Origin of the sequence: Halomonas sp. AOP13-D3-9 (assembly GCF_052379125.1) — a bacterium.
In the GTDB taxonomy this organism is placed as follows: domain Bacteria; phylum Pseudomonadota; class Gammaproteobacteria; order Pseudomonadales; family Halomonadaceae; genus Vreelandella.
Genome location: NZ_JBQSYH010000023.1, coordinates 60281 through 87174 on the forward strand (window position 1 = coordinate 60281; position 26894 = coordinate 87174).

Here is a 26894-nt window from a genome sequence, read left to right on the forward strand (position 1 = left end):
ATCAACGTGTCTCCATAAATTCTCGCGGGTCAATATCAGCCCCTTGGTTAGGGGAAGGCTCTTCCGATGATTCAGAACCTTGACGCACCTGGACGCGATTGATCGTTGAGGCGGTGGCATCCTGGGTTGGTCCATTATTTGCCTGTGAATCGATTTGCCCCTGAGTCGACGCCATAGGAGAGCTGGCTGGCTCAAATTCTCCGTCTCCTCCATAAGTGTAATAGGCATGACCTCCTTCACGCTCAACAGCGTAGACCGCCTGATCGTTCTCGTAGTAGGTCGGAACGAAGGTGTCATTTCCGATCTGTATATTGGATCGTTCACCCCCAGTTATTAAGGCATCAGCATTTTGACGGTCAGCGGCGTCGATCGCACGTCGATCAGCGACAGTAAAGCTATTGCCAGAATCGATCACATGATATGCATTTGGCCTATCAACGCCCGCTTGTGCATTCCCTTGGATTCCCTCTAGCTGCTCGTTCGTATCGACCGATAGGGGTCTTACTCCATCTCGTCCAACCGGAGCGGTGACTTCATTCGCCATTGCTGCTCGACCGTCCACATCGGCTGTATTACCCACTACCGAACCACTTACAGCTCCCCCCTGTGCGTCAACATCGGCACGATCGGCAGCCTGCCTTTGTTCAACTTCCGCTCTTAAATCACTAGCATCACTACGCATCGCAGAAATAGCCTGAGGACTCGCTGGAGTGGGGATCGATCCACTGCGGCTTGCCACATATTCTTCGCGTGCCTGTTGTTGAACCTGAACAGCCTCTTGGTAGTCGTTTGAGGCAGCATAGAGCATAGAGGCACGATCTTCACCGACACGCCCCTCAAGTACCTGGCGAGATTCACCCTGAGAAATCTTCTCTGAGTATCGGCTACCATCTTGCCCTACAACTTGAACGGCACCATTTTCAGAGAAAGTGAGCTTCCCAGTATCTGACTGGCTCAAGCTCATAGATTCCTCAGTCGTGTCTTGGCTCGAGTCTGAACCACGAACACCGACCTCACCCTGCACCGATGTCCTTGCATAAGCGCTAGCACCTGCACTAAGGGATAGTCCAACCTCTGTTTTACCTCCTGCTTCGGCCGAGGCTTTCCCAGCCGCATGCCATGTAAGATCATTAACCTCCTTTTCAGATAACCCTGTCTGCTCCATCACCTGTCTAGTGGCGGCCAGCTCGGACATATATTGCTGCCCCTGCTGATCCTGCGACATCCTTGACCAGTCAACCGATCCGTCTGTGACAAACCCTTGGTCTTGAGCGTACTGAGTAGCCGATCTGAATGTGTCAGTCATCATATTCTGCGACTGTTCACTAAAGCTTTGTTTAGCCTCTGCTGTCCTCTGAGTGGCTTCGCTAAAAGCTTGCGACTCGGAAAGGCTCTCCCGCATATCTGCCGCTCTTAGGCCTACGTTCGTATCCTGCCCGCTCATATTAGTAACTTGAGCCGCCCCAACACCGATATGGTGTGCTGAGACTTCTTCCCCAGAGCTATAGCGGTGAGATGTCTGGTGAGCATTCATATTCGCGTTGTTCATGCTTACCTGGCCAGCCGATGCTGCACCTGTTGACATGTTGTTTGCTGCAGTCGCCGCTTGCTGGCTGCCAGACGCCCTGTCCAAGACAGAAGTGAAGGCATAACCACTGCCGGATACCAGCCCCCACATGATCGCGGGCACTAGGGTGGACATAAAACCCGACGCCATCACCATCTTGTCCGACATCTCGCTGACTGCGCTCATATTGGCCATCGTCAGCCCATCTGCGAGATAGCCTGATGTTTGCCCCTGGAAGTAGATCATCATGATGTAATTCACGATCGCGAGGCCTGGCCACCATAAAATAAGCCAAATCATCACTTGAGCATACGAGGTGCCCATCTTCTTGCCCAACCCCGGCACCAGAACAGCAGCAAATACTATCGGCGCCAGCCCAATCACGAAGGCTTGCAGGATTGCAAAGAAATAGCCCGCCATATCACGGAAGAGAATGGCAGTGCTGTACCACCCAGATTGCTGGGCGCGGCGAGCCTGTTCCATATTCAAAGCCGAGATCAGCTCATTCGAGCCCGTGGCCATCGCTGCGTATTCGTAGGTGCCTGAGTACATCTCTGCAATCGCGGCTTGTGTGGCAAGCCCGGTTGCATCCTGAACAGCGCTTCCCCCTGAAGCCCAGCGAAACGAATCATCCAGGGCTGCTTGTGCCAACGCTGTTGACCCAGCTGCCTGCTGAAGCCAGAACGGGGATGCTTCCCTCATTCCATTCAATAGCGCTGGCGCGGCAGCCTGCAAACGGTTGTCGATACTCGCGTAGGCTTCATCACAAGCCTGCATACCACCATTAGGGTCGGTGGAGTCATAAACGACGGTATAAACAGCTTGGTTCAAATTGTTGCCTAAAACACCCCATGCATTTTGTGAGGTTATCAGCGTCACTGGAGAAATTTTGCCGCTAAAAATATTCGGTAGGGCACAGTCATTCATGAAGCTTTGAATGCTCGAACGAAGGTAGGGGTCAGTTAGGCGGATCTTCTTCATGTCATTCAACATGCTTGCCGCCATTCCAACGGGAGCCCCTTCTGAAATACGTAGATTCTCAAAGTTTGGCGTCGTGAAGTTGGTTTCTATGCCGTTTGTGGCCCACATACCTATCTCAGATATGACAACAGCAGGAAGGCCTATGGCAGCTGGTACGCCTTCAATCCTTTGAATGAATTGTGGTGCCCCAGCGCCATCCCACACCATATCCTCTATGAGAATATCGACCTTCAATGAGAACAGCATGTAGACCGTCATGATCATGCCGCCAAAATACATCCCAACCTTTTGCAGACTCCCGCCGAGTATTCCCGTAAAGCAAATTGCAAGGAAACCCGCTATTGCCAGGAACAGCGCCAAATTCCTGAATCCAGGGTTGGAGTCAGGGTCAGTTAAGCGCTTGATCGCTTCAAGAATCTGCGCCAGCGCATAACCATTGCCATAGCCATAAAACGTCCAAGTATCGCCATCCGCAGGCGTCATTGTCTCTGCGATCGCGAGCCCAGGGACAGCGACTAATGCAATGGCAATCATTAAAGGAATTAACCATTTCATCAATCGACCTCCCGAGCCATATCACGGGCGAAATCCATGCCAGATAGACCCATGGCATGAAGGTTTCGCAAAGTGGCGCGGTTAATTTTATCCACTTGGCTCATGATATTTTCCTGCGTCTCCGCCATAAGGTTAATTTGCTGCGCCTTCTGGGAAGTCATGACGACAAGCTCATTCTGGGCCTCCCGGAATTCACGCAAGATTTCACCCGGTACAGATGATGTGTTCGAGGTTTTAGCTGTTGCCTGGACGGCATAGCGGATGTACTCGATGGAGATCATGTAGGAAAGAATGGTCGAGTTACCTACAACGAGATCGTAGGCAAGATCCGGGTAGGTCGCTGCGACATTCACAGCCTGATATAGGGGGAAGGGCGCTGCAGCGATCAAGGCCTTCTGAGATGCGGTCAGAGGCGTGCCACTGGCAACGTTCTCAACTGCACCTTCCAGCTCCATTATCACAGTGGTCAAAAACCCGTAGCCAAGTGATATGTCCTCAACTTTTACCCTGTTCGGGTTCCAGCAGTCCCTTAAATCACTGTTATTACACGTATAAATCTCTGTGGCCTGGCTTGAAGCACCTGACCATACCTTGTCCTCACAAAAACCGTTCACAAAATCTGCGTATTCAATAACTGTCGGGGAGGCTTTCTCACTTCCGCACAAGAAGATGTCCAACATCGCATCGGCAGTTTCGATGGTAGGTGCAAAGGTGTTCGAGTCGCCACTCCCCCCTTTATTGCGAACTTCCGTACCAATCCAGCTCATTAGCAGCTCGGCGAATATTTTGTTCTCTGCTCCCATGTTGTTGCTGCCATCTCGCCCAGGGGCTATACCTGCTTCTTGAAGGCCTAGCCATGTGCGGTTGCCATCAAGCTCCAAGGCTAGTGCGCGATCCCCAGGATTATTGCTGAGGTGGTCGCGGACCTCACGGCCCGAATCTGATTTGCTATCGCATGTGTCATGCTGGGCAGCCAGCCAGTCACTTTCCACACCTTCAAACATTCCGACAGAACTACACCAAAGGTTGCCTAATTCACCCGTGTAATCTGGGAACCCCTCAACGAGTGCGGTAGCAGCTTCACAGCTGTCCTGTGATAGTTTCGCAGCCTCTTGTGCCATGCGCTGGGCAAACTCAAGCACATCGCCACAAATAGGGCAGAGCTGCTTGAGCGCTAGCTGGAAGGAGAGGGCCACGACCCCTTGAGCGATCTGCTCCAACATCCGCTGGATCTGCTCACTGTCGATATAGGAGAAGCCACCAAAATGCGCATCGATGCCATTGCAGCCTACGTCTAGCCGCGGAGGGTCGATGTTGACGAGCGAGTAGCGGTTCTGGGAAAACCGCATGGTCAATCCCCCGGCCGTGTAACCGTGCCGAGTTCGTGTTTCAAACGACGCCGAGCTGGTCGAGCTGCTGAAACCGCCACCGGCACTGGATAGCCTGTCAAACGCATTTTCAAGTGCATTAGCTTCAACTTGGCTTGTGGTGGCCATTAACGACACTCCGCCGATAACGGCCGTCGCCACCATGGTTACGAATTTATTTCGGGAGAACATTACTCAACTCCTTGGGGAATGCCGGCGCCGAGGCCACCGGATGACCGTTCCAACATGTCGGGGACACTGAAATCAACGGGAGGGCTCCTGCCATCACCAACCGCCTCTAGGCCTTTTTCAGCCGCTCGCTGGATAGCTCCGAAAAAGACCTCAATCCTCGAGGTAATACGCTGCGCAGCTTCTACACCACTGGAAACGCGGAACCAAAGGTCATCCTGGGGAAGGTGAAGCCAGAGATCCGGCACGGCTTCAACAGCCAGGTGACCGGCAGCTTCCACTGAGCGCCCAGAGGTATCACAGCTGTTCGAGAAGTCTGGCATGCACCCCCCATCCAGAGGTGCGTTGTAAATAGTCAGCCCAGTACGCCTGGCGAGCTGCTTCATAACTGGTTGCATGTCATGACAGAACTGGCAGCTTGTCCGGGTAAACCAGACGAGAAAGCCTTCCTGGTCGTTGATCTCTTCCATGACCGCGTTACGCTTCCCATCCCGTGTGCGTGACGCAGCCCGAAGCCCAAAGGACGAGACGGGGCTATGCACGAGCGGGTTGAGGTCTTGGTTTTGGATCTGATTCCACTCCCACATCCTCGACATGGTGATTGCCTGGTCAACGGCCCATCGCATGTATCGCTGAAAGGACTCGACCGTTTCTGGATTATTGGGATTCATCACTGATTGGTTCAGCAGCATGTCGCGCTGCTTAGCCTGAAACTCGAAACTACCCTCGGGGTCGACAAAACCGCACGAGGGCTCCCATTGATCTGCGTCAGTACAGTCCAGCTCCTCTTCAGGCGCCTTGACCATCGGCAACTCAACAGGGGGATCTTCAGGTTCCTCCTCTTCTTCATCATCATCTAGGTGTCCCCAGAACCAACCACACTCGCGAGGATTATTGCTATCAAGACAGGCTTGCCCCCGATCACCACGGGGCTGGGCTACGGCGGTCGAATTCAGCGTTATTAACAGCGCTACCATTAGCAGCAGCGATGTCGCCGACAATGGGCCGGCGGTCAGGTGTTTCATAGCACAAAGCTCCGTATCAAAATCGCGGCGATGACCCAGGCCAACAGCACTGGCCAAAATTCCGAGGTGCCGCCATCCCAAAGCCTCATGGAATGGCGTTTGGCGGGGTGCCACACAGGCACTCCCGAGGGTGTGCCTGCATCCCCAATTACATGAGAGAGCCCACCAACCGAGAAGCCGAAGAGGAGGGCAGCTAGCAAAGGCGCATCAGGTAGCGAAGCGGCCGATACCCCTGCTAGCCCCAGCCAAGGGAGCAGCCAGTGCGTCACGGTCCTATGGGGGATGAGCGTTGCGGGTCCAATGCGAATTTCCAGCCAGTCCGGCGCCGTTGATCCGGGCAGCGCCATCGCCGCTACTGCTAAGCCAGGCATCACGCCATAGGAAGGTGTAATAATCACTCCAGCCGATGCGCCAAACGCTAGGCCGAATAGTCGATGAGCGTTCCCGGTCAAGGGGCCTCCATTTACCTGTTTCATGCACGCGAAAAAGCCCCAATTCCTTGAAGGAAAGGGGCTATGGAACGTCAGGCATGTTGGGTTTGCTGTCGCTGGATAATTCGGCGTCGCTGCGCGATCGCTCCCTTGAACCGAGCTGACAGATGTGCGTCCAGTTGAGCGCTATGGACCCAGCGTTCTGCTGAATTCAGGCGCTCAACATCCGAGTTTTCAATCTCCGTTAGAATCGCCTCGGGCGATGCTAGGCGGTGACCGTTTGTTTCTCGCTCCTCTGATGGCTCTGGTTCTCCCTGGGGAAGAAGCGCAGAGGTCTGCACAATAGCGTTGTAGGCAGCATTTCCATCATCGTCAGGGCCTTTAGCAAGGCCGAGAAGAGCCATCAGCCCCTCTCTACGAGCATACGTTTGGGCTGAGGCTACTCCATGGCAATCTGAGGTCTCCACTGGCATCTCACAGTACGAGCCAATATATTCCCCCGATGGGCCATGAATGAGCATGGTTTCCATCACCACAGCTCCTATCGTTCCGGGCATAGGTGCCTGAATTAGCGCAATCTCATATTTATTCAAGACTCCGCGAATGCTGCCGATTACCTGTGGCAGGCTTGCATAGCGGCTTTCGTACATCGGGTTCGTAGAATCCGATGCGATCAGTCCACCTAACTCAGCCTGCACCGAAGCCAGGGCTTTGCCGATACTGGCGATTGAGTCACTACGATTCATAATGTGCTCTCCTCTCATCCCCCTGGTGTCGGGGTCTCATGAGAGGTAGGGGAATCACTGACAGACAAAACCGGAGGTGGTGTTGAGAAACCTACAGGTGTGTTAACGCCCCTGAGGTAACACGATACAGCGGGGATACAAACAAACGTTTAAAAGAATTAAATAGGGTGAACTGATGCTGCACGTAAGGGAACTAGAATCAACCCCTAGGCCCCATCCAACCTTGGTCTTACCAAAAACAACATCTATAAAAAGCAAGACTGGTTATGGAATGACAGATCCAGCTATTAATGTGGATCCTGTGCTAAGAGCCCTGAGCACTGGAGCACCGCCAGGGGGAATGCTATCCACGCTTAAAAGCGCAAACGCCACAGGCATGCGCTTAATGTGGGGAAGGGGTATGACCTAAGCGAGCTGTTCTAACCTGTCCTAACATTCAGCAAATAGATAAAAATGAATCCCTACATCCCGAATCCCGAATCCTTAAATGCTGAACGTGAAAAAAACCCTCCTAACAACGGATGTTAGGAGGGTTTGAAGGACTAAGCAGCTTCACTCTTGCGGGGAAACCCCGTGAGCCCACTACTGGTGTACACATCAGCCCAATCTACGCTCATATCAGCTGAGCTGGGTGCATCAGGGATCATGATAGACACTTGAATCCCTTTCTCTAAAAGCCGAGCCTGGAGCGCTTCCGCTGCGTCCTGACCAGCTTTGCGTCCTTTCCTGTCGGGTAGGTCACGATCAGCCCAAATAACGACTTCCGTGACACCCTCAGGCGGCTCGAACGACCTCATTAGGGAAGCTGACAGTACCGGCCAGACAGGCATTCCCGTAGCAGCCCGAATAGCTAGCGAGGTCTCAATACCCTCAGCCACACCGATAACGCCGGCTGTAGCTGTGCCTAGGCGAATAGCACCACCGTGGACATCACCATCCTTCACCACAGGGAACAGCTTTTTAGCCTTGCTCACAGGCGCCTTCTCTACCACACCATTTTCTGTGCGGTTGAGATACGTCCTATGCATCGTGACAGGCTTTCCAGCCGCATCCCTGACAATGGTTATCAGTGCAGGGTAGTAGCTAACCACTTTGCCTTTCTCGATGTAGGCCATCCTAGGGTGGAGGCGTGCCTCCGTCTCGAGAACGCTAAGCATCGGCTTTACAGGCAACCCACGGAACTGCAAGTAGCTCGCCAGCATGAAGCGACCTTCGCCCCTTCCCAGGGGTAGAGCTTCTTCCCAGCGCTTGCGCAGCGTTGGCCGTATGTCCTGCTTTTCCTCGACCTTCCGTGGCGGTGGCCGTGATACTGTAGGCGCCAGCGGCTCAACGGATTGTTCACCGAGAGCCCCCATGACCTGCTCCAGTATTTCGGGAAGAGCCCAGCCTTTCAGCTCTTTCAAGAGGCTAAAACCATCCCAGTTACCGCAAGTGCAAATGGCCGTGCCACGTTGCTTGAAGCCGCGATCGAGGCGGAAGTCTTCCTTACCACCATGTATAGGGCAATCGATGTGATGTCCCGGGTGGGCAAGTGCATGCTCCAGCTCGGGACACAGTGCCTGAAAGACAGTATCCCATTGACCCTCCGCAATACGCTTCACATCAGCAATTTCGTACTTGTTGCTATTCCTCATGATCTGCTCCTCTCTCATTTCCGGTCACCCGGATCTCACAAGTAGATAGGGCGACCAGTGACGGCTATGGAGAGGTAGGGGAGACACTGCCACCAAATAAAAATGTTCCGCATGCGAAACAATGGCAGCCGGAAGTCCTAGACAGAGAAAAGCCCCTCCCGATTAATCGGAGAGGGGCTTGTAGGGTGCCTAGTCGTTCAGTGTGTGGCTAAGCAGCGGAATGCGTCTTAGGCCACTTCTGTTGCCAGGCAGATTTATCCTGCTCACTAATACTACGCAAGCAGTTGCCAATGAGGCGGCCCACTGCGCGAAATGCACAATGCACCACTCCTTGGCCCAGTAGTTCGTGGCTGACTGTCTCGGACAGCCCTTGAACAAGCATTTCCGGGACAGTTTTGACTCGGGCATGCTCTGCCTTGGTCAATAGTCGCGACTGGCTCGAATCGTCGGGGTGACGCAGAAACGGCTCTGTTGAGCGCGCCTTCGAGTACCCACGTCCTATGGTGCCGAGGCTTGCCTCTGAACCATCAAGCAGCTGACGACGAAAGCCCTTTCCCGCGGCCATATCCCTGTCTTCCTTGTCGGCAAGGTAGCTGTAAGGCTTGAAGCGATCCTGAACTATCTGAAACGGCTCCAACACCTCGGCGATTGATGCTTCACGCTGACGTACAGGCTCCAGCGCTTCAAGATCGACCTCAATGCCCTTACTCACTGCGAGCATGCAAAGCCGATCGCGCCGCTCCAGGGACCCCATCGCGTACCCATCCAGAATGGTCTCATGCACGTCATAGCCAATGCTCGCCAACACGCTGCGAATGACCGTCATGCTGGCGGTCGTCTGGTACTGCGGGACATTCTCCAGTAGCACCATAGCAGGCCGCAAAGTCTGGATTGCATTCATGAAGGCGATGAAGAGACTACCTGCTGTCTCATGCGCTTCAGCCCGGTCCAGCCTATTCTTTGCTCGTCCTGACAGGCTAGCCCCGGTACACGGCAAACCTGCGCAAAGGAGGTGAATGAACGGCAGCTTGTGCCACTCCACTTCCTCCATCGGGCCTTGGATCGCAATGCTATCCTCGTCCCACACAGGGTTGTTCGCCAATGATGCCTCCAGATAAGCGCCTTCCAGCTCATTGGCGAAGGCCAGGCGCGAGGGCATTCCGACATCAGCAAGGCCAGTATGTATCGCATGATCAAGCACTCCCCCGCCTGCGGCAATCGAGCCAATTTCAAGAGGCTCTCCCTTGGCCAGGGACTGCAGTAGTCGACCCATACGATCCGATTCAGCAAGATCATGGTGATGAATCGTGATGTCGACACGGTTCCCCCTGACGACAACACGCACCCGCTCTACCTTGCCTAACGCTTGCGCCAGCGCAGCTGCCGTAATATCGATGACCGGCAACTCGACCTCACCACGCTTTCTGCGCGATACCTTGTAAGCACCATCTTCTGCAAATTGCAGGGTCAGGCTCTTACGGCCGGCAACGAGGTTGAAGCGCTGCCCTGGTGTGATCCCGGTACGCGCCAGCCGATTGCCTTCCAACCACAGACGCTGCTTACCACGGTGCTCACCAATCTTGGTGTAAATCACAGTGCTCTTGCTCATGAACAATCTCCTCTCTCATTCCTGCGGTTTGCAGGTCTCGAAAGGAGGTAGGGGGGCTGGTGACTCATAGCCGGGACCGGTGGGAATGTTGCACAAGTAGCGCCCGCACATTGCGAATGGCGTTGTTGGTAAAGAGGGGGGATATTGCACAGTTGACTGATGAAACAGCCATGCTTGGCAGATAAGGCCTAGGGGGAACGTTGCACAGCAGCAATTTAAGATGTGAGGTAGGACTTGTTCAGCGGGAAGAGAAAGACCCCTCAAAAGAGAGGGGTCTAGAAAAAGCTCATCAGAACGTTTCGAGCTTTGGAATGTTATCAGCGGCGGTATCGATCCCTTCAAGAAGCTCGATGCCGCGAGCCAGTGCATTCTGAGCCAGCCCAAAAGCACTAGCGTTAAGACGGGCATTATTATCGGCCCTATTAACCTCAACCCCACATCTTGCGAATTCAACATCGCTCAAAAGCACGGATTGGCTACCTATCTTTACTTCGACCTTGGCGGACAGCATTCCGAAAAACCACTTGTGATCTGCAAAAGCTTTCTTATCGGAATCTGAGTACCTATCGAAGAAGTCCGGGTTCATCACTGGATCATTGTCGAGCATCAGTGTGACGGTTAAGTGGCCATTCGTACCTGTAACGGTGTCACCACAGATTGCAAAGTCGTCAAATTTATTAAGTTCCATGATCTTTACTCTCTCTCATTCCTGCTGAATTGCAGGTCTCAAGAAGAGATAGGGACTCCACTGACGCAACTGGTGAGGCTCTGTGCAGCGCAACGAAAAAGGCCGCCGCCTTGGGCCATCGCGTGTTGTCATGCGCTCGCCAGCGTCCAAGCATCCCAGGCGGCAGACGATGACGTGACTTAATCATTGGCCGTGGGGAATTTTCCGTGACTTTTAGACTTGCAATTTTGTAGGTGGCCGGAAGTCATCTGAACGCCTAAGCTTGCGTTGAAGTAGCGAGGCTGTCGCCTTGCTCAAAAAAGAGGGGGGATTCCCTATGAAAGACTCATGGTGTTCACCTGTTTGGGATGGCACTCAGATGTTATATGGAGCGGCGGCTCGCGAGTATCGTCTACGCCTGGCTGGTGGCGTAGACACGCTTGTCCGTAGCACTGCTACTGAAGCTGCCGAAAACGCTAGCCGAAAAGCCTTGGAGACCGTTAACGGCCTTAGCACTGCCGTGACTAATCCTAAGTCCAATGTGGTGTCAATGGACAAGTCTGCTGCTCGGCCTCGGCGCAGTGCGTAATAGCAGCAATGGCTAGGTACGGGAATCGCTGTATAAGGCCCGCCCGGTTTACCAGGCGGGTTTTTTTATGCCTGTCATTTTCCGTGAACAGCCGTGGTTGTCAGTGATAGGCTGGTGGGGAGCTTTCCCTACAACTCTCTCAGGATCGTAAGCGATTCCCTATTTATCCTGACAGAGAGGTTCCTCATGGCCATCAGCCGCCAAGCCAGATCACTTAAGCCAGGGCAGTTCCGCCATTTAATTCGTGTTGCCAGTGTGACGGGGCGTATGCCTGAGCGAGACCAGATGTTGCTCTGGATTACGCACACAACCGGCATCCGCGTCACAGAACTAGCCCAGCTACGAATAGACGATGTTCTCCTGCCTAGCGGTGCCGTTCGAGCTGAGTGTTATCTGCGAGCCAAAATTACGAAAGGATGCAAAGCGAGAAATATTCATTTCACCCATCCGAAGTGCGTGCAAGCCATTGAGGCGTGGCTTGATGTGCGCCACCTCCGGCAGTGGGGATGCTCTCAAGAAACCAGCTACAGAGGCATTCTTCCGCATAGCAAGCTGGTACTCACTCACAAAGGCCAAGCCTTCGAGCTGGCTACCAAAAAGCGATTATTGGACACAGGCCTCAAAGAGTATTGGGCTTGCGATTCGCTCCAGCAGACATTTAGCCGCTTGTATCGACAAGCGGGTATCAAGCTAGGTAGTAGCCACAGCGGTCGGCGTACCCTCGCGGCTCGGGTGCTAGCCGCAACAGGTGATATTGAAGCGGTACAGGCAATTTTGGGCCATTCTGAACTTGATCATACGAAGCCGTACCTCTCCATAGATCAAGAGATCATTCGCAAAGCTTTCGAGGTTGCGTTGTAGAAACAAAGTATCTACTAAAACCTTGCAATCACTTATTACAGTGTCTACAATGTAGATACACGATTGAGGAGATATATCATGGAACTCAAAATTCAGAAGTGGGGCAATAGCGCGGCAGTGCGATTGCCAGTTGATCTACTCCGCAAATATGGCCTTAGCGATGGGGACGCGCTTGAGGTTGAGCAGGGCGCCACTAAATTTGTCCTCAAACCAATCCTTTCAAAACCAAAATACTCGCTCCAAGAGTTGCTGGATCAGTGCGATCCCAATGCACCTGAACCGGAAGAGCTTTCTGCTTGGCATAACATGAAGCCAGTAGGACGCGAGGAATGAGTCGAATAAAGTTTAAGCGCGGTGACATAGTGCGAGTGAATCTTAATCCAACGGAAGGCAGGGAGCAGCAAGGCGATTTTCGGCCTGCGTTAGTCTTAACCCCTGCCGCCTTCAATCAGTTTGGAACTGTTGTTATCGCACCGATTACCCAGGGTGGCAATTTTGCGCGACATGCGGGCTTTGCAGTGCCGTTAACTGGTTCAGGCACCAAGACACAGGGCGTTGTTCTAGTTAACCAGCTCAGAAGCCTGGACTTGGAGGCGCGTGGAGCGCGCAAGGTTGAGGCCGTCCCTGAACACATAATTGATGACGTATTAGCGCGTGTTCAGACTCTCTTTGAATAACAGTAGGAAAACGCCATGACGGCAAAACATATTACAGCGCTACCCAGCTAAGTCGCATTTTTACCACGCTTTTTGATCAGGCGGGTATCGAAGTAGCAAGCGCGCAATCCGGTCGGCGTACTATGGCAATAAAGCTCAAGCGTCGTGGCATTGATATACGGCATATAAGCGAGATACTGGGCCTCGAGTCGCTTGAAGCGGTAAAAAAGCTCTGTGCTGGTGACCCAGCGAGACTAGGCGATATAGTCCGCAAAATCATATAGGTAAAACGAAAAAGGCCCACCCGTAGGTGAGCCCTTTATCTCGCTTGTCTCCGGGGGGAGGCTTGCGCCAACAATTCCCAGAGCTAGTAGAAACATCCTATTGCTCAGGAATAATAAAGTCAAGGAGACAAAACGTGCTGACAACCGCTGCCGACATCAAAGCAATAGAGCGAGTAATCACCAGCCAGCGTCTCAGCACATATTCTGGGTCAATCGGGATGCGCAATGCCCGGAGAACCATAAAGCTATACGCTTGGAACGCACAAATTGCAGGCGCTTTCATGTTTCCACAGCAAATATGCGAGGTAGCCATCAGAAATGCTGCTGGAGAGGTGCTAGAAGCCGTATATGGGCATCAATGGCCTTGGGCGGTTGGCTTTGAGCGAAGCTTGCCTGACCCAAGATATGGTTTCAGCATGCGGAAAGAATTGGCCCAGGCTAGAAGCAAGGTACCCGCAGGAAATACAAACAAGGCTATTCCCGAGTTTAAATTTGCCTTTTGGGGAAAATTGTTTACTAAGAGGTTTGACCGGCGTTTGTGGGAGCCTCATTTGCGAAGCGCGTTCCAAGGTCTACCGCAGGGAGTGACAGTCCAGCGATGCAGGCAAATGATATACGAAGAGCTTGAGAAAGTACGTGGGTTACGAAACCGGATTGCTCACCATGAGCCCGTATTTCAACGTAATTTAGATGCCGACTACGCAAGAATCGAAAGGCTGGTTGGTTGGCGGTGCCCACGTACTAAGGTCTGGATGAATGAGATCGACCTGGTAAGGGAGCTACTGAAGGCAAAACCCTAGTCGAAGCTAATGGGCTCACAGGCGCACAAAAGATAATATGAAATATATTTCTATATATAGAGGGTAATATGTGGCGGTAAACGAACTAGTTCCAATGACCCCTGTAGCTTTTAGGTCAGAACTTTCAAGCAGGGGGTGGACGCCTCAAAGGCTAAGCGAACGCTGGGGAATGACGCGCCGTAGGGTGCTGTAAATTGCGGATGCGGATCGTCCGCGTTATTACGATGATGCAGTGAAAGCACTGCCTATGGCAATATCTAAGTGAAATATACTTCTTGATTAAACTGATTCTTACGACAGATCCAAAAATGATCGCTACCATCCCTGAATTCGAAGCAGAAACGGCCTTTGAGCGTCTAGCCCTTGATCGTTATCTACCGCTAACAGCCCAAGAGTCTGGAAGCTACATAGATATTCGCCCTCTCATTGATGGCGAAGAAAGAGTTGTTCAGAACGGGGCAGGGGACGTCCAAGCCAGTCGCGAAGTCAGTCTACGTGCTTCATTCCTACCCCTGGCGTTTGGCGCCGCCTGGAAGGTGATCGACCTAACGCTCGAGCTTGCTCTGGCGATGCAAGGCAAGACACCCCAGCAGAAAGACCAGTTTTGGGCAATCAATAAAAAGGTTCGATTCGCAGAGAGCGGAATAATAGACGGAGCGCTTTTGACCAATGAAACGCACACTTGGCAGGGTGTTGTAGCTTGTTACGTATCGACAGTAGACTATCGCCATAGTCTGGTACATCGCAAAGCGCAGTTTGCTGAAACTCCCCTAACCTTATCGGGGCAGCGCAAAGATGGTAGCGCCCTGCCGCTACTGGATGAAACAACGCTTAGGGACTTTATCACAGTCTCACAGTTAGTAGGCGAAGGGGTCATTCACAATGGGCTAAATGCTCGTCGACTCGACAACCTAAATTTCTATTTGAATCGCCTATCGGACTTAGGTGTCCACTCTGTACCGACCGGCACACAGATGAGGCCGATCGAATATTATTGGATGAAACTTCAGCAAGACCAGCATGGCCAGTGGGTTGCTCCGTTCACGATTATACGTGAACAGATGAGACGAAGAGGGCAGCTGAGCCATTTTGACGTTCGCATTGATTTACCGCATGAAAGTGGGCGCCAGCTAGTCGGACAATGCGAAGAGTTACCAGACGAAGATGTCATAATCGATCTCAAGCACCCCCCACACTACCTCGCGTATCGGTAATTCCGCCTCATCAACCAGCTTGTCTACCGTAAGGATGAAGGGAAACCTTAGTCATGAAGGAAATCATCGAACGGACTTCCAACCCGAGGTATCAGGGTCGCTGACCGGATCTTCGTAATTACCATCGACTCAGTAATGAGAGAAGCGATAGATGAAATATACTCCACAAGATTACTACGATGCAGACGAGGCCTTGGACCAGGTTCTTGAAAGCTGGGAAGGAGGTACAGTTCATAGGCGGGAAGTGGATCAGGCCGAGTCGAAGCTGCCGGAAGTCATCGCCTACCTTCGTTCAAATGACACAATGCCGAAAACACGTCATGAGTTACTGGAAGAGAAACTGGACCGTCTCTTTCCTGATGCCGCCTCCAGAGAGATGGTTGAATATCAGGACGAGAGGTATCAGCGAAGGTTCAAGCCTCTTAAGAGAGGTAAAGGAGGCGGCGTAGTTGAATGGGAAAGATACTGGTTACTTAAGCCATGAACTTGAACAATTTTGGGCGAGTGGCTGACGATGATGTGGTGACGTATTCGCCAAAGTAAAAAAACCCAGCCATTCCGGCCAACTGATCGAGGAAAAGCACGTAGCGAGGGACGATGATTGATAAACCTATAATCGTTGGTCTTGTTGTGATGTTGCCGACCATGTTGTCTTACTTCAAGACAGTTGGATGGCTGATGCGCAATTTTTGGAAAAGACCTTCGTCTGGTTTTAAAAGATTTACCAAAGCTGCATTTATTTATTTCGCAGGGATGGTCGTTGCTCTCACCGTGTTAAAAGTATGGTCTGGGGTACTTCTCTACTTTGCCAAGCTACTAGACATTTAAGTCAGACCAAGCATACGAGCATTTTACATAGGAAAAGGCCCCTCAATCTTGAGGGGCCTGCAGGATGAAACAAAATCTCGTTAGGCCTCAATGAAATTACAGGTTTTCTCGAAACCCTAAGGCTTTAAGTTTCTTAATAAAGCTATCTGGAGTTATCTCTTTGCCGTCCAGTTCAGCCATTAAATTCAGCACATCATGCATAGAGTACAGGACTTTCCAATCATCCTGATAAACATGCAATAAAGGGGAGTGACCACCCCACTGAATGCAGAACTCACCGGCTGTCCCACCATCAATATGGTACAACCCGATATAAATCCGCTCAGTGACCCCTGCTGGGAGGCTCATCCCATCCATACTGCTGTTGAGCATGTAACCCTTGAAGCAGCCCTCGAACTCTTTCATACGGTCTCCTTAGTCATTCCTGCCCGTTGCAGGACTCATTATTGGTAGGGCGCAGAATGACCCTTGGAGGCCTGGAGTGCTAGATGGCCGCAACCAGTCGATAGGCTACAGTATAAAACATGAAAGTTTCACGCAGCCGCCCGGTCGAGCATAGAACGGACGTGCGGATTTGCATCCCTGCCATCACCTTCGACTCCCAGGGCAGGTCGATTGAGCGAGGCGCCAGCCCAAAGAGCTACAGCAGCAGACCTGCTCACACCTGCAGTGCAGTGAATGACCAATTTCACCGGCCGACGATCGCTGGACCACTGCCGAATCCAACCAGAAATCTTCCGAGCATCCTCAAGCGTCATGGGTTCTTCGCAGCCGAAGCCTTCACCGGGAACGACATCATCAAACTGCATTAAGAGAACATCAGCCCACCCCTTTGCCAAGCGAGTAGAACGTTCGTCCTGCCCTCGGATGGAAAGGACTACAGTATCGGTGCTTGCTTGCCTGCGCTCGATGTCACGCCGGCTTGTATATTCAATGCTAGTGATCATTAGTTACCCCGTTCTGGTTGGTTAAGGCCTGGAGTGGTTGCTCGTGAATTCGTCCCGCGAGCTGAATTCTCATGGAATGCTCGAAGGCTGCGGAGCGAGATCGCTTTCGTGACGCTTGATATGCTGCTGGGTATCGATTACGAGGGCCAGTGAGGCAGCGACATATCGCAGTAGGGTTTCGCGTCCGGGATACGTAGGGTGTGAGCTATCCCATGACAGACGAATACAAGCCTCGCCAATCACGGACGACCGAGAAAATGGATTATCCAGATAGTGTGTCACCAGCGTTTCGCCGACCTGGGCCACCTGCCCAACACGTTCCTGCATGCGATCCCCCCCTATTGTCCCCCGGCTCATGAATGGCTGGTTATAGGGAGATAGGGCCGGCAATGACACAGAACGAGAAAGCCCCAACTAGCGAACTAGAAGGGGCTTGAAGGTAAAAACCTTGAATCTGATCAGCTGAGAGCTGCAGATTTGCTGTGCAAGACAGCTTTCCCTGGAGCGAAATGCCACAGGGATTCCTCAAGGAGGTTATCAGGACTGCTGACGTAAGCGCCCTTGCGTGATAGCCGAATAGCCCGCGGGCCTTGTCGAAACAACCTGACAACCAACCTAAGAGGTTATCGTGATTACAATTTTTACTAACTCATACCGTCCAATGAACGGCCTCGACAATAAGATAGGGATCTATGTGACATCTGGGAAGGCTCTCGTGTAAAAATACGTCGCATGGTTAGCGCATTTACTCCGAAATATCCTCAAATGGAGTCAGCAGATTCTGGCCATCCGCCGCCGCATCGTTGACCGCCATGCTGACCGCATAGACGACCAACTGCGATGGCGAAATAGGCCTGAGGTGCTGCTTCAGCGTATCGCGGTCCTTCACCTTCGTATCTAGCCAAGCATCAGCGCCAGCCGCGACAACCACCGGCATGCGACTATGAACCCGCTTCGCCACCCCCTGCGCCGGCTGTGTCACAATCGCACATCCCATCTCGCCATCTGCTTGCTTGGTGAAGACGCCGGCCAATAACAGCAGTCGACTCGAAGCCTCGCGGAAGAAAAAGGGACGCTTGAGATCCCCCTCATGCTGCCACTCAAACCAACCGTTGACGGGCACCAGGCAACGATGGCGGGCAAAAGCGCCTTTCCAGAACCGGCTCGACGCCAAGCTCTCGGCTCTGGCCACATGAGTGCGTGGCGCGTTCTCCGGCGCCCACCTGGGTTTGAAGGACCATTGGAGCGTGGTCACCTCAGGTTCACCATCAGTCGCAGCGATCGCCACGATAGGGCCGCCTGGGGAGATGTTGTATCGACCCGGGGGGAATGTTGCACCGGAAGCGATGGGGTAGCCGAGACTATCGGCTACATGTTGTGCCCCATCAAAGAGGGCAAAGCGTCGGCACATTTTAGCCTCACCTCTGTTATCGAGTTCTCGTTAACCTCAGTTCCGCATGCGAAACAAATCTGCTGATGACACGCTAGAGGCGCCCCCTCCTGCAGTCTACGGCTATGAGCGCATATTTAGATGATGCCAGTAAGAGAAAAGCCCCCAGGAGATAATCCTTGAGGGCTGAAAGGTACCTATGCGACTCGCCACACACCACGCTCGACCGGTGTAAACCAGTCATTGACATAGAGCGTCTGACGAACCTTCTCGCGCCAATGCTGGCGTCCTGCCAAACGATCCGGGGCATGTTCCGCTACCGCCTCGTAGAGCCGTGATAGCGATGCCTCACCGCCTAGTGACACCAAGGCTTGACGCACAACAGCTTTCCATGTGCCTCGTAAGCGACGCTGCTGGGCATGAGCCATGCTTGAAAGCGTCGATAATAGCGCCACACTTCTGTCAGGCCTCTGCCACAGAAGGATGTACTCGTGAGACACCCTTGGAAGTCGCATGCCCGCATACTGGCGTGATGCGCTCTGGACGTTGTGCTGTGACTTGATCAGCACCGCCTTCAGCTCGCTTCCTGGCATCCGTGCGATCGCATCAGCTTGAAACGACCAATACTGGCCATTGCGACGTAGGTCACCAATGATTGTCCCGTAGTAGCCACCGTGACGCACGGCCTCTCTCTGATTGAGCAGTGCCTGCTGAAGCTTATCCATAAACTCCTCTGGATCAGCGCAACGGGACAGGTCATCCGGGTGCTCACCAGGGTAAACATTTCCGCTGTACACGATCATGTCGTGATAAGGCGGGTGCGATAGGCACAAGTCCATGGGCTTGCCTGTTGCATCAAGGATGCTGTGTCGCAGTATGTTGAAGCCAGAGTGCAGATCCAGCCCAAAGGCTTCTATACCCATCTCCTGAGCCACCTCCACCGAGGTTCCGCTGCCCACCATGGGGTCGCAGAACGTCTGAGGCTGAAGCTGCTGGAAGATGTCCTGGTAGACATACCCCGAACAGTTGCCCCGCCAGCTGGATTTGCCCCACTTGCCCCGGCTGGGGTGAGATATAACGGACGTGCTCATGATCTATCTCCTCTCTCATTCCTGCAGAATTGCAGGTCTCAAGAGGGGATAGGGGGGCTGGTGACCATCAGAAGGCGACCTCAAGGCGATCGCCCACGTCAATGCCATTCTCATTGAAGTAGCCGGCGTTCACCTCCAGCGCCATCCAGAATGGGGCGCCAGCGGGATACCCCGGACAGGCTTCTTTTTCTGTCGTGCAGGGGGGCATGCTGTTTATTGACCGGATCTCCCCGGTATGGTCGAGGAAGGCAATATCAAGTGGTATACGAGTCTCGTACATCCAGAAAGCATGATCCGCTGATTGTTTCTCATCGTAAACGAAGAGCATGCCACCATCGGGAGCTAGTGAGTCACGTCCCATTAGGCCGACACGTCGCTGGCGCGAAGTGGCTGCCACCTCCAGCGCCAGCGAATACCGGCCTTCCTTTGCATGCAAAACGCCAGGAGCAAAAGTAGTGGCCTGGCGAAGAACCATGCTCGTGATTAGGACAGCGCCAATAAAGAATAGCGCCATAATGCCGATAGCTAACCTAATAGAGGGCCGATCACATCTCGCAAACCTTAGTAGACGCTGAGACATCATTACAAGGCTCCAGATTAAAATCAGAATGTCACTTCGAGATAGAGCCGAGAGTGACCGTAACGGGACTGGGTTGGGGGAACATATCATGCTAGCGACCACGCTAATTGGCCGTTGGCTGCGCCATGCTCGCTCGGGCAGTTCAACTGCCGAGCAGCATGCTACCGAATTTTCACACCTAGCAGCCCGGGTGACGCCCCCAGCCTCTAGCGCCAGCGAACTCGGTATCATCCAATGGCAACGCTGGGCAGTTAGCACTGGGGGAGATGTTGTCTACTGGCAGCCTGGGAGAAATGGGCTGCAATGTCAGCGCCTTCCATATCCGCAGGCCACGGGCCTCACCTCAACCACCTACCAAAGTGACTTCAGTTGCTCAATAAGAGACATCATTTCACTGGAATCTGGGAAGGGCGATCTTGTCGGCTACCCCACACTCGACATCTACGCTTTAGGCGAATGCAGCGGATTGATTCAAAGTGATCGCGCCAGCATAGCCCCCTTACTGAGTTGGCATGAACTTCGTTTCCATAGCGGCGCTGGCGCTGAAGAGTCAATAGAAGGCTTCAGCTGGCAGCCAGGTAATTACCATCTACACAACCAGGGTGGCGCCCACCACTTCGCAGCGGCACGCCTTATTGCCGGCTTCTTTGATCCTGAGTTACTAATAACCGCTCCCCTGACCAAGCATGCACTGAATCCCGAGGTCGCCCGGGGCATCCTCGGCGCGTTCGACATCTTCTGTGAACTAGAGGATCACACGATGAACGGAGCTTTCATGAAACGAATGGAGGCAGCGCAGATTCCATTCGCCATCTGTGCAGCACCCCCACCGTGGCAAGACGGGCATCACCTATTGCTTTTCCCCCGTGAGAACAAAAAAGCCATGGCTGTAGCGGACGTATTCCGGGTTTACGGCTGGCTCGATGTAGGCAGCCTTCTATGGCAGCAGGCGAAACAACAAGAAGAGACAATTAATTAGGCACGTCATTGGCCAGGGCTGTCATCAACTGAGGGTAAGACAGTCGTGCAGGGTGGCGGGGGCAGCCATCATATTAATTACTGTCTTTGCTTAGGGCTTGAAAAAGCCCCTGCCAGCGGGTGGAAGGGGCTTGGAATGGATCATAGATCCTCTATGTCACACTTCAGTGCTACCGACCCATTGGGTGCCGAGAAAGGCGTCTACGCCTTCTGCGACCTCCTGGGAGAGCATTTGCTCAATACCTCTGCCAGTCACCTCTAGCGCCTCATGTGTCCAAGGTTCAGAGGGCAAGACACTCAATAGCACCTTTGTGCGATCGAGATCCTGTATGGTCAAAGGTTCAAGTTGATGTCCCGTAAGAATGTCGGGCTCACCGAACCATTGATCCGTCACAAACTTAATACTGGACATACTCATCTCCAAGCAGGGCGCGCAGCCCAGATTGTGAAAGCCACTCCACCGCTAGGTGTTGGGGCTTGAAAGATCATGCAATCCGGTTCAGCTCAACGGCACCAGTCCTGGATCACTCTGGATAGCCGGTCAGCTTCATCCCAGCTCCAGAATTTCCCGCTCACCAGGGGCACTGCCACGAGGCCACCTTGCGGTAGGGATCTCGTCAGGTAAGTAGTGCAAACATACCCTTCGTTGTTCCCCCTTCGGGATTCAGTCAACAGACTCACCTTGTTAGTGAAGGATGCAAGCTGACTAAGCGCATGGGCTTCACTCCCTCCATCTTTGAATTCCAGCAAGTTCGCGACCCATTCATGCTCAGGGAGCATGACGTTGCAGTAGCGCTGGGCACGAACCCGCAGGTAATCAGCGAATTTGCTGAGAGAAGCCGGTGTTAGCTCGTCAGCTCGTGGCAGGTCGATTAGCTTATCCTCAAGGTAGACAAGGCTATCGCCTAGCAAGTCGGGTGAATATGGACGCAGCTCGCGAATCCAACAACCGTTCTCATGCAGCTGCTCAGCGAATACCAACTCAGCTTGCTTGTCCTTGAGGACTTCCTTCACTAAGTCCGCACTGCGCTTCGCATCAAGATAGACATAGCCTGCATAGACATTATCGGCATCAACGTAGCTATGTTTTGAGATGGCATTGTCAATACCTAAGCCCTTAACGATCTGCTTGGGTAGCTGCAGCCAAGACAAACCATCGATAGCGTCGGTATGGATTACGGCGTCGATTGTCATCATGTGTTCTCTCCTCTCATTCCTGCAGAATTGCAGGTCTCAAGGGGAGGTAGGGGAAAGAGTGACGCTGCAAAATGAAAAGAGCACCATCCCGGTAGGAATGGTGCTCTGGGCAGAAAATTTACTCGAGGTGGGAATCATTCCACATCGCCATCGATACATCACCTTCTGCAAGGCCCATGCATACGATCTCACAAATATCTTCCCGCGGTGACTCGCTTTCGGGGTCGATATACCGGCCCCAGTCGCGAGCACAAGCGCACCGGGCCTGATACGTAGCGGACTCCTGCTCATCTTCCCGGTAGTCCTCGATAGGAACCTCTATTGTGCCTATCCATATCGTCCCAATACCGTTGGTAGCATGACAAAACGCGGTATAGGTACGGGTTACCTTGCTACTTGCCAGCTGACTGGACAACAGCGACGATGCTTCACCATTGAGCAACCGCTCCAGGTTTTTAACATCTTCCTCCGTATATCCATCCCTTTCAGCAAACGGAAGAAACTCCGTTATGTCTGATTTGCCGCGTTCAGTCAGCGCGATTATGTCATCCCAATGGGCTTCAGAAAGTGTGGCTGTCTGCGTCTTCATGGTTTTCTCCTCATTCCTGCGGAATTGCAGGTCTCATAAGGAGTTAGGGGGCATGGTGACGCTTGGCTTATTGGAAAGCGGCCTACTATCAAACATTACCGCCCAAAGGGCACAAGAGACCGCTATCGTTAATATCAGCCACCCTGGTATGCCCCAAGCCATTAATGCTCGTCAGTTGGCCAACCGAGTCCCAGGGGCGACTGTCTGCTATCAGGTCTGCTCTGACCGGGCCAACATGCGGCAACCCCTCCAGGGCGCTCTCCGGGCTTTTGTTCAAGTCGATGCAATCTGCAGCCTGCTGCTCATCACCGACAGTAGAGGTGCTGGCGCCTGGCCAGGCGTTCAGGTTCAGTTCGGCGCCATCCAAAGCGATAAAAACAGGGGCGTGATCCGATACCTCTGAGCGAGCAACATCATGCTCCATACCAAACACACTGGGGAAGGGGATCATTCCTTGATCAGTCACAGGCAAACCTATGTTTTCGTACCAGAAATTATCATAGAGGCTGCGGTACACCCCGGTTTCGTGACCCAGTGTGGTGGCCACCCGCTCCAATGCCGGCATTGCGCCTGCTTCTCGGAGAGGCCCCCATGCCTCGTGATCAGGCTCGAGATTGAAATCCCCTGCTATTAATCGAGGAGTACCAGGATATACCTCCTCGAGCCACCCCCAATAGTCAGCCAGAGCCTCAACCTCCGGCACGCGATCGCCGATTGAATCGCCATAGACGACATGCAGATTGGCCAGCGCCAGCTCAAGCCCAGACTCGACATCCCGGAAGACGGCGGAGTAGGGTTCCCGGGCAAAAACGTCATCATGATCAAGAAACACAACCGCGCCTTGAGCGTACTCTACTTCAGACTCGCGCCAGACGAAGCCATAATGCTCTCGATACCGTTCCCCCTTTCCAAGAGAGTGGCTAGCCATTGATTCCCAGCTTTCCCCGGTCGTCGTCTCAAGCTGATTAACCAGCTCTCCCAAGGCATCGTCACTCATAAGTTCCTGTATGGCGATCAGATCCATTGACTGCATAATGTGGGCTAGCTTCTCAATGTCCTTGCCATTATCCCAACCCAGCTGCCGTAAGTTCCAGCTGCCTACGATCATATCCGCCGTGGTCACGGCTGGCGCATGCGCTAGCATGAGCACGGCGAGCAACCGTGATGTTCTGAGCATCATTTCTCGTCCTTAGCTCCTTTGGTTTTCGTTGTGGTCGTTTGCCGTGCTTCTTGGCCAGACAGTTGCTGGCGCAGATCCTCTTCGCGAGCTAGAGCTATTGCCAACTGTGTCCGGGTTTCTGAAAGATCCTGCTGGGTGTGCACCAATTCCTCAATCCGTTTGGTGGCAGCTTTCAACTCACTGCGGGCTTCACCGGCAGAGGCTTTTAACTTGTCGACATCGGTACGAAGAGAAGCATTCTCGTCCTGCAGTTCTTCGCTGCGCTTCACAACAGAGGCATTCTCCGCACGAAGGCTGGCGTGATCCTGTTGAAGTGAGGACAGGTCTTCATTGACCGCTTCGAGGGTATTCTGAAGCCTTAATTCGCGTTGCTGGGTGGATTCCAGCTCCCGAGTAGCGGCCTTCAACTCGCTTTCGTTAGTGGCCAATAGGGTGTTTGCCTCGGCCTTCTCGTCACGCAACTGGTCGACCAACGCCTGTTGGCGCTGTGCTTCAACGCGCATTGTTTCCAACTGCTTATTCTGGCTGGCAAGCTGATCATGTAGATCGGAGACGCGCTCCATAGCATCGGCTGACCGTTGCTTTAAGGTGGCATTCTCAGTCACCAGCGTCCGGTTATCGTCCGTTAGCTGCTCGATGTACTTATCGTTCTGTGCGGTTTGCTCTCGTAAGGAAGAGATGCTTGCTTCCAGCCGCTCGATTTCGCGAAGCGCCTCATCGCGCTCGTCGTTGGCTGTTACCTCACGCTGCACAGATTCTGCACGAATTCTTTCGACCTCATCATCAGCGAGCTGTGTTGCTGAACGCCACAGCTCGCCGCCTACTCGTTCCAAAACAGTGCGGATCTCATTTGGCATTTCACGCACAGCAATGGCACTGACCTTCAAATTTTCGCGCCATTCGCGCATGACAGGGGAGATGTGCGAAAGCGAGCCGCCCCCCAATCGCTCACGCACTTGCTCATTGGTCGGCCTATCGATGCCTTCAGCTACCAGCTCCTCGGCTGCATCAAGTATACGATCACGGATTTCTGGCTTGATAAGCATCTCTGGGTCTCCCGCTGTGTATGTATTGTATGTATGTATAATACATACAATACATAATACAAACAAGAAGTAGCTTCGGGAACGCTCTAGTATCTGTGCAACATTCCCACCCATACAGCTGCCTGTCGCCGTGCTTTTGATGCCGGCACACGCTGATAACACTGTTGCTGTGCAACATCCCCACCGCTGGAGCTGGACAAAAAAAAGCCTCCCGCGGGGGAGGCTGTTGAATGGTAAAGGAAATCAAGCTGCCACAGTTGCTGCAGTTGTGTCTTCATCTCCGTCGACCAAGCTGCATTCTTGTGCCATTTGCTCGATGAAGTTAACCGCCTTCTGTGCATCAGCCAGGGCACGGTCAATCTCTTTGGCCTGGTCACCTTTGAGCCGTGAAGCCCATCCAGTGAGGTAGGACGCCGAGTTTTCCGGGGTAGCAGGAAGCCCAAAGCGCATGGCAGCAAGCCAGGCGCCAGCTTCTGCGACTACTTCCTCTCGAGCGCGATCGCTCTTGTCCCGGTTGAGACGCGAGGTAGCACCAGTAGCATGGATCAGCTCATGCAGGCCTGTGGCCGCAATTTCACTAACCTCATGGAACTGCTCAGGGCGAGGCAGGCGTATGCCATCCGTAGAGGGCCTATAGTAGGCCTTGTCGCCGCCCCAGCTTAGAGGGATGCCCGATGCCTCAATCAGTCGCGCAACGAACTGCACGGGCTCAGGTTGAGCTTCTATGACTGGTGGCTTAGCTGCCTCAGTCAGTGGGTCCGCCAGCTGCTCCTCGTTGAACACATAAAAGATACGGTTTACGGGGATAACCTTCTCCTCCGTTGTGCCGTTTTCCTTTTTCTCGCGCTTCTTGTGGAATTTCCAGAATTCCACGGGGGTGCCCTTCTCGCCCTTACGAGGGTGAGTGCCGAGATCCTTCGCTTGCTTGAATGTGACCCAGGCAGGGCTGGTGTAACCGCTTTTATCCGAAGCGATCCAGAGGCTCACGATGTTGGACCAGCCGGTATAAGCACGTCCCGAGGAGGCGTTGTACGGCTGACTCACATCTTTGTCGCCTGGCTTCCAAGGTTTTTGCCAAGGTGCTGTGCCCTCCATCAAGCCTTGGATGAGTGCTTCACGAATGCCATCGATTGCACGCTTGCTCATGATCTATCTCCTCTCTCATTCCTGCGGGAGTGCAGGTCTCAAAAGGTGATAGGGCGCCTGGTGACAGCCAGCACGGGTCAGTGCTTTCCCTAACTCTATTCGAGACCCGGAAACGGGAATGAGAGAGGAGAGGATCATGAAGCACACCAATCAATTGGATATGTTCGCAGTTAATGAGGCTGCCAAAGTTTATTGTTTCCCTGGAAAGGGAGCTGTAGAGACCGCAGAGCAGCGTAAAGAGCGTGAAGATGCTGTTATCACAGAGGCGCTGAATATCATCGAAGCACGGCTCTATGGTCAGCTTGAGGGTGACGGGGCAAAGCTAACGGCTCCTTGGATAGCAGTTGATTATCTGACGCTCAAATATGCGGAATTGCCTTACGAAGTATTCTCCGTGACGTGGCTGAACTCGCAACATCAAGTCATCAATCATGAGGAGCTTTTTAGAGGCACCGTGGACCAGGCGGCTGTCTATCCTAGAGAGGTGGTTAGAAGTGCAATTGAAGCGAATGCTTCAGCAGTATTGCTGTGTCACAACCATCCAAGCGGTAGTCTTCAAGAGAGTGACGCTGATCGTAAGATTACGAAGAAGCTACAAGAGGCTTTGGATGTTATCGATGTAAAGGTGATAGACCACATTATTGTGGCTGGCACTGAACATGTTAGCTTTGCAGAAAGAGGGCTGATATAACGTTAACGGCTATGCCGTACTTATGGCCCCTCAAGCATTACTGCTTGAGGGGCTTT

Annotated in this window: 29 protein-coding genes; 9 read left to right on the top strand and 20 right to left on the bottom strand. The window is 53.0% G+C overall.

Going from position 1 to position 26894, the window contains the following annotated elements:
• Window position 1: 1 nt before the first annotated feature.
• The 8 genes from ACT3UM_RS21365 to ACT3UM_RS21400 form a co-directional block, all read right to left on the bottom strand.
• Window positions 2–3103, bottom strand: coding sequence for a conjugal transfer protein TraG N-terminal domain-containing protein (locus ACT3UM_RS21365; RefSeq protein WP_498902067.1), 3102 nt, complete (start codon window positions 3101–3103; stop codon window positions 2–4).
• Window positions 3103–4662: a conjugal transfer protein TraH gene (locus ACT3UM_RS21370; RefSeq protein WP_498902068.1), complete on the bottom strand. Its 1560-nt coding sequence runs from the start codon at window positions 4660–4662 to the stop codon at window positions 3103–3105. Before ACT3UM_RS21370 ends, ACT3UM_RS21365 begins: the two co-directional genes overlap by 1 nt.
• Window positions 4662–5684 (bottom strand): conjugal transfer protein TraF, encoded by a 1023-nt coding sequence (traF, locus tag ACT3UM_RS21375; RefSeq protein ID WP_498902069.1) that lies wholly within the window; start codon window positions 5682–5684, stop codon window positions 4662–4664. The genes ACT3UM_RS21370 and traF overlap by 1 nt, the downstream gene beginning before the upstream one ends.
• Entirely contained in the window at window positions 5681–6136 is a 456-nt protein-coding gene (locus ACT3UM_RS21380) for a metal-dependent hydrolase (RefSeq protein ID WP_498902070.1), read from the bottom strand. Before ACT3UM_RS21380 ends, traF begins: the two co-directional genes overlap by 4 nt.
• A gap of 71 nt (window positions 6137–6207) precedes the next feature.
• Window positions 6208–6861: an ERF family protein gene (locus ACT3UM_RS21385; RefSeq protein ID WP_498902071.1), complete on the bottom strand. Its 654-nt coding sequence runs from the start codon at window positions 6859–6861 to the stop codon at window positions 6208–6210.
• A gap of 542 nt (window positions 6862–7403) precedes the next feature.
• Window positions 7404–8495 (bottom strand): DUF7146 domain-containing protein, encoded by a 1092-nt coding sequence (locus ACT3UM_RS21390; RefSeq protein ID WP_498902072.1) that lies wholly within the window; start codon window positions 8493–8495, stop codon window positions 7404–7406.
• Between the two features lie 208 nt (window positions 8496–8703).
• On the bottom strand, window positions 8704–10104 hold the full coding sequence (locus ACT3UM_RS21395) for a DNA cytosine methyltransferase (protein WP_498902073.1): 1401 nt from the start codon (window positions 10102–10104) through the stop codon (window positions 8704–8706).
• A 289-nt stretch (window positions 10105–10393) separates the two neighbouring features.
• Window positions 10394–10792: a hypothetical protein gene (locus tag ACT3UM_RS21400; RefSeq protein WP_498902074.1), complete on the bottom strand. Its 399-nt coding sequence runs from the start codon at window positions 10790–10792 to the stop codon at window positions 10394–10396.
• Window positions 10793–11546: 754 nt separating this feature from the next.
• Between ACT3UM_RS21400 and ACT3UM_RS21405 the strand changes: the two genes are divergently transcribed.
• From ACT3UM_RS21405 to ACT3UM_RS21435, 7 genes are all read left to right on the top strand, one after another.
• Complete coding sequence (locus ACT3UM_RS21405; protein ID WP_498902075.1) at window positions 11547–12221, top strand: tyrosine-type recombinase/integrase; 675 nt, start codon at window positions 11547–11549, stop codon at window positions 12219–12221.
• A gap of 78 nt (window positions 12222–12299) precedes the next feature.
• Window positions 12300–12554, top strand: coding sequence for an AbrB/MazE/SpoVT family DNA-binding domain-containing protein (locus ACT3UM_RS21410; protein WP_498902076.1), 255 nt, complete (start codon window positions 12300–12302; stop codon window positions 12552–12554).
• Window positions 12551–12898, top strand: coding sequence for a type II toxin-antitoxin system ChpB family toxin (locus ACT3UM_RS21415; protein WP_498902077.1), 348 nt, complete (start codon window positions 12551–12553; stop codon window positions 12896–12898). The genes ACT3UM_RS21410 and ACT3UM_RS21415 overlap by 4 nt, the downstream gene beginning before the upstream one ends.
• 397 nt (window positions 12899–13295) lie before the next feature.
• Window positions 13296–13961 (top strand): hypothetical protein, encoded by a 666-nt coding sequence (locus ACT3UM_RS21420; protein WP_498902078.1) that lies wholly within the window; start codon window positions 13296–13298, stop codon window positions 13959–13961.
• A 275-nt stretch (window positions 13962–14236) separates the two neighbouring features.
• A complete protein-coding gene (locus ACT3UM_RS21425; RefSeq protein WP_498902079.1) occupies window positions 14237–15175 on the top strand; it encodes a hypothetical protein in 939 nt (312 codons plus the stop codon).
• A 151-nt stretch (window positions 15176–15326) separates the two neighbouring features.
• Entirely contained in the window at window positions 15327–15659 is a 333-nt protein-coding gene (locus ACT3UM_RS21430; RefSeq protein WP_498902080.1) for a hypothetical protein, read from the top strand.
• Window positions 15660–15772: 113 nt separating this feature from the next.
• Window positions 15773–16003 carry a hypothetical protein gene (locus ACT3UM_RS21435; RefSeq protein ID WP_498902081.1) on the top strand — a complete coding sequence of 77 codons (231 nt, stop codon included), beginning with the start codon at window positions 15773–15775 and terminating at the stop codon, window positions 16001–16003.
• A gap of 96 nt (window positions 16004–16099) precedes the next feature.
• Here the strand turns inward: ACT3UM_RS21435 and ACT3UM_RS21440 are convergent, their stop codons facing one another.
• The 6 genes from ACT3UM_RS21440 to ACT3UM_RS21465 form a co-directional block, all read right to left on the bottom strand.
• Window positions 16100–16408 carry a hypothetical protein gene (locus tag ACT3UM_RS21440; protein WP_498902082.1) on the bottom strand — a complete coding sequence of 103 codons (309 nt, stop codon included), beginning with the start codon at window positions 16406–16408 and terminating at the stop codon, window positions 16100–16102.
• A gap of 128 nt (window positions 16409–16536) precedes the next feature.
• Window positions 16537–16950 carry a hypothetical protein gene (locus ACT3UM_RS21445; protein ID WP_498902083.1) on the bottom strand — a complete coding sequence of 138 codons (414 nt, stop codon included), beginning with the start codon at window positions 16948–16950 and terminating at the stop codon, window positions 16537–16539.
• A gap of 69 nt (window positions 16951–17019) precedes the next feature.
• Window positions 17020–17307 carry a hypothetical protein gene (locus ACT3UM_RS21450; RefSeq protein ID WP_498902084.1) on the bottom strand — a complete coding sequence of 96 codons (288 nt, stop codon included), beginning with the start codon at window positions 17305–17307 and terminating at the stop codon, window positions 17020–17022.
• 388 nt (window positions 17308–17695) lie between these two features.
• On the bottom strand, window positions 17696–18361 hold the full coding sequence (locus ACT3UM_RS21455) for an SOS response-associated peptidase (protein ID WP_498902085.1): 666 nt from the start codon (window positions 18359–18361) through the stop codon (window positions 17696–17698).
• A 176-nt stretch (window positions 18362–18537) separates the two neighbouring features.
• Window positions 18538–19431 (bottom strand): hypothetical protein, encoded by an 894-nt coding sequence (locus ACT3UM_RS21460; protein WP_498902086.1) that lies wholly within the window; start codon window positions 19429–19431, stop codon window positions 18538–18540.
• A gap of 67 nt (window positions 19432–19498) precedes the next feature.
• A complete protein-coding gene (locus ACT3UM_RS21465) occupies window positions 19499–20011 on the bottom strand; it encodes a DUF192 domain-containing protein (RefSeq protein WP_498902087.1) in 513 nt (170 codons plus the stop codon).
• A gap of 88 nt (window positions 20012–20099) precedes the next feature.
• On the opposite strand from ACT3UM_RS21465, the gene ACT3UM_RS21470 reads away from it, so the two are divergent.
• Window positions 20100–20990 (top strand): DUF6685 family protein, encoded by an 891-nt coding sequence (locus tag ACT3UM_RS21470; RefSeq protein WP_498902088.1) that lies wholly within the window; start codon window positions 20100–20102, stop codon window positions 20988–20990.
• A gap of 156 nt (window positions 20991–21146) precedes the next feature.
• On the opposite strand, the gene ACT3UM_RS21475 is transcribed toward ACT3UM_RS21470, so the two are convergent.
• The 6 genes from ACT3UM_RS21475 to ACT3UM_RS21500 all read right to left on the bottom strand — a co-directional run bounded on the left by ACT3UM_RS21475 (window position 21147) and on the right by ACT3UM_RS21500 (window position 26147).
• Window positions 21147–21401, bottom strand: a complete 255-nt coding sequence (locus ACT3UM_RS21475; RefSeq protein WP_498902089.1) for a hypothetical protein — start codon at window positions 21399–21401, stop codon at window positions 21147–21149.
• Window positions 21402–21493: 92 nt separating this feature from the next.
• The gene (locus tag ACT3UM_RS21480; RefSeq protein ID WP_498902090.1) at window positions 21494–22186 is read right to left on the bottom strand and encodes a hypothetical protein; all 693 of its coding nucleotides are present in this window, start codon (window positions 22184–22186) and stop codon (window positions 21494–21496) included.
• A gap of 118 nt (window positions 22187–22304) precedes the next feature.
• Window positions 22305–22775 (bottom strand): hypothetical protein, encoded by a 471-nt coding sequence (locus tag ACT3UM_RS21485; RefSeq protein WP_498902091.1) that lies wholly within the window; start codon window positions 22773–22775, stop codon window positions 22305–22307.
• Between the two features lie 88 nt (window positions 22776–22863).
• Complete coding sequence (locus ACT3UM_RS21490) at window positions 22864–23955, bottom strand: endonuclease/exonuclease/phosphatase family protein (RefSeq protein WP_498902092.1); 1092 nt, start codon at window positions 23953–23955, stop codon at window positions 22864–22866.
• Window positions 23952–25001 (bottom strand): DNA-binding protein, encoded by a 1050-nt coding sequence (locus ACT3UM_RS21495; protein ID WP_498902093.1) that lies wholly within the window; start codon window positions 24999–25001, stop codon window positions 23952–23954. The genes ACT3UM_RS21490 and ACT3UM_RS21495 overlap by 4 nt, the downstream gene beginning before the upstream one ends.
• Before the next feature lie 243 nt (window positions 25002–25244).
• Window positions 25245–26147 (bottom strand): ArdC family protein, encoded by a 903-nt coding sequence (locus ACT3UM_RS21500; RefSeq protein ID WP_498902094.1) that lies wholly within the window; start codon window positions 26145–26147, stop codon window positions 25245–25247.
• A 136-nt stretch (window positions 26148–26283) separates the two neighbouring features.
• On the opposite strand from ACT3UM_RS21500, the gene ACT3UM_RS21505 reads away from it, so the two are divergent.
• The gene (locus ACT3UM_RS21505) at window positions 26284–26838 is read left to right on the top strand and encodes a JAB domain-containing protein (RefSeq protein WP_498902095.1); all 555 of its coding nucleotides are present in this window, start codon (window positions 26284–26286) and stop codon (window positions 26836–26838) included.
• Window positions 26839–26894 lie beyond the last annotated feature (56 nt).